The sequence below is a fragment of the Streptomyces lycii genome (assembly GCF_009735685.1).
In the GTDB taxonomy this organism is placed as follows: Bacteria; Actinomycetota; Actinomycetes; order Streptomycetales; family Streptomycetaceae; genus Streptomyces; species Streptomyces lycii.
Window position 1 is genome coordinate 1 of the sequence record NZ_WHPN01000190.1, and the last position, 2,354, is coordinate 2,354.

2 protein-coding genes are annotated in these 2,354 nt (G+C 76.3%); one reads left to right on the forward strand and one right to left on the reverse strand.

Annotated features, from left to right (window positions below; genetic code table 11):
- Window positions 1-167 precede the first annotated feature (167 nt).
- Complete coding sequence (locus GCU69_RS07800) at window positions 168-653, reverse strand: MSMEG_6728 family protein (RefSeq protein ID WP_098750718.1); 486 nt, start codon at window positions 651-653, stop codon at window positions 168-170.
- 108 nt (window positions 654-761) lie between these two features.
- Here GCU69_RS07800 and GCU69_RS07805 point away from each other — a divergent pair.
- The coding region (locus tag GCU69_RS07805; protein ID WP_156205498.1) for a phytoene desaturase family protein at window positions 762-2,354 on the forward strand (1,593 nt) is incomplete at its 3' end.

Sequence of the window (2,354 nt, forward strand, 5' to 3'; positions counted from 1 at the left end):
GGCGGACCGGCAGCGGCCGGGCGGGCGTCCGGGACGGAGCACCTGACGGCGGGGCGGGGCCCAGAACCGAACGGACCCCGACGGACCCGGACCGGACCGGACCGCCGGGGAAACCGGCACCGCGGGTCCGCCGGGCAACCGGCACCGGCCCCCGGCCCGCGGCGCCCTCAGCCCGTCTCCTCCCGCGCCGGCCGCCGGTCCGAGGCGGGCCAGACGTACGGCAGGTCGTCGGGCACGCCGGGGAACAGCGGACCGTAGTGCGCGGGGTCCTTGCGCAGCAGCGAGGACTGGTGGCTGCGGTGGAAGGCGTGGTCCCCGAGCCACGGCGGCAGCTCCCCGGCCAGGCCGAGGTCCTCCTGCCGGCGCGGCTCGGCGCCGCCGCCCGCCCGGGCGAGGTCGGACACCAGGGTGGCCGCGCAGGTGTCCTGGCGGCCCGTCTCGCACCACACCTCGCAGACGTCCAGTCCGTAGCGGACCAGCGCCTCCTCGTAGCCCCGCCACATCAGCACCGCCGGATGCCGGCGCCAGCCGTACCCGGGCACCGTCAGGCCGCGCAGCACCTGGATGGTCTCCACCCGCTGCTTGCCCAGCCGGCGGGCGTCGAGCACCCGGGCTGACTCCGTGAAGCCGGGATACGGCAGGAACGTCTGCATCACATGGTTCTACCCCGCCGGAGCCGCCGTTCCCGCCAGGTCCGGCCACGGCGATTCCTGCCGTGCACGGGCCGCTGCGCCGCCGCCCGGCCCGTGGTAGCAAGAGCCATGCCCGACTCGCACTCCGCCTCCGCTCCGTCCGCCCCGCCCGGCCGTCCGGCCCGGCCCGCCCGTGACGCGTACGACGCCGTGGTCGTCGGCGGCGGACACAACGGCCTGGTCGCCGCGGCCTACCTCGCCCGCGCCGGACGCAGTGTGCTGGTGCTGGAACGGCTGGACCACACCGGTGGCGCGGCCGTCTCGACCCGGCCGTTCGCGGGTGTCGACGCCCGGCTCTCGCGCTACTCCTACCTGGTCAGCCTGCTGCCCGAGAAGATCGTCCGGGAGCTGGGACTGCGCTTCGCGGTGCGCAAGCGCTCCGTGTCCTCCTACACCCCGGCCGTGCGCGGCGGGCGGCCCACCGGGCTGCTCGTCGGCGGCGGCACCGCGCGCACCCGGGAGGCCTTCGCCCGGCTCACCGGTTCCGACCGCGAGTTCGACGCCTGGCAGCGCTTCCACGGCATGACCGCGCGCCTGGCCGAGCGGGTCTTCCCGACCCTCACCGAGCCGCTGCCCACGCGCGCCGGGCTGCGCGCGCGGATCGGTGACGAGGCGGCCTGGCAGGCCGTGTTCGAACAGCCGCTGGGCGTCGTGATCGAGGAGACGTTCGACGACGACCTGGTGCGCGGCGTGGTCCTCACCGACGGGCTGATCGGCACCTTCGCCGACGCCCACGACCCCGGGCTGGCCCAGAACCGCTGCTTCCTCTACCACGTCGTCGGAGGCGGCACCGGGGACTGGGACGTGCCCGTCGGCGGCATGGGCGCGCTCACCGACGCGCTGGCCGGCGCGGCCCGCGGCGCCGGGGCCGAGATCCGCACCGGGCTGGAGGCGACCGCTGTCGAGACGGACGGCACCGAGGCCCGGGTGGCGTACCGTGACGCGGACGGCGCCGCCACCGTGGCGGCCCGGCAGGTGCTGGTCAACGCCTCACCCGAGGCCCTGGCGGCGCTGCTCGGCGAGGCGCCGCCAGGCCCGCCCGCCGAGGGCGCGCAGCTCAAGGTCAACATGCTGCTGCGCAGGCTGCCCCGGCTGCGGGACCGGGCCACCGACCCGCGGGAGGCCTTCGCCGGAACGTTCCACGTCGCCGAGGGATACGGGCAACTGGCCGCGGCGCACCGGCAGGCCGCGTCCGGCGAACTGCCCGCCGCACCGCCCTCCGAAATCTACTGCCACTCGCTGACCGACCCGTCGATCCTCGGCCCCGGGCTCGCGGAAACCGGTCATCACACCCTGACGCTCTTCGGCCTGCACACGCCCGCCCGCCTGTTCGAGCGTGCCCCCGCCGGTTCGGAAGCGGCCGTGCGCGACGCGCTGCTGAAGGCGACCCTCGAGCAGCTCGACGCGCACCTGGAGGAGCCGGTCACCGACTGCCTCGCCACCGACGCCGAGGGCAGGCCGTGCATCGAGGCGAAGAGCCCGCTCGACCTGGAACGCGAACTGCGGCTGCCGCGGGGCAACATCTTCCACCGCGCGCTCGCCTTCCCGTGGGCCACGGAGACCACCGGCCGCTGGGGCGTGGAGACCGCGCACGCGAACGTCCTGCTGTGCGGCGCGGGCGCGGTCCGCGGCGGCGGAGTGAGCGGCATCCCGGGCCACAAC

What these genes read in the sequence shown, in the direction of transcription:
- GCU69_RS07800 (WP_098750718.1), bottom strand. Translation starts at nt 653, where the DNA reads ATGCAGACGTTCCTGCCGTATCCCGGCTTCACGGAGTCAGCCCGGGTG.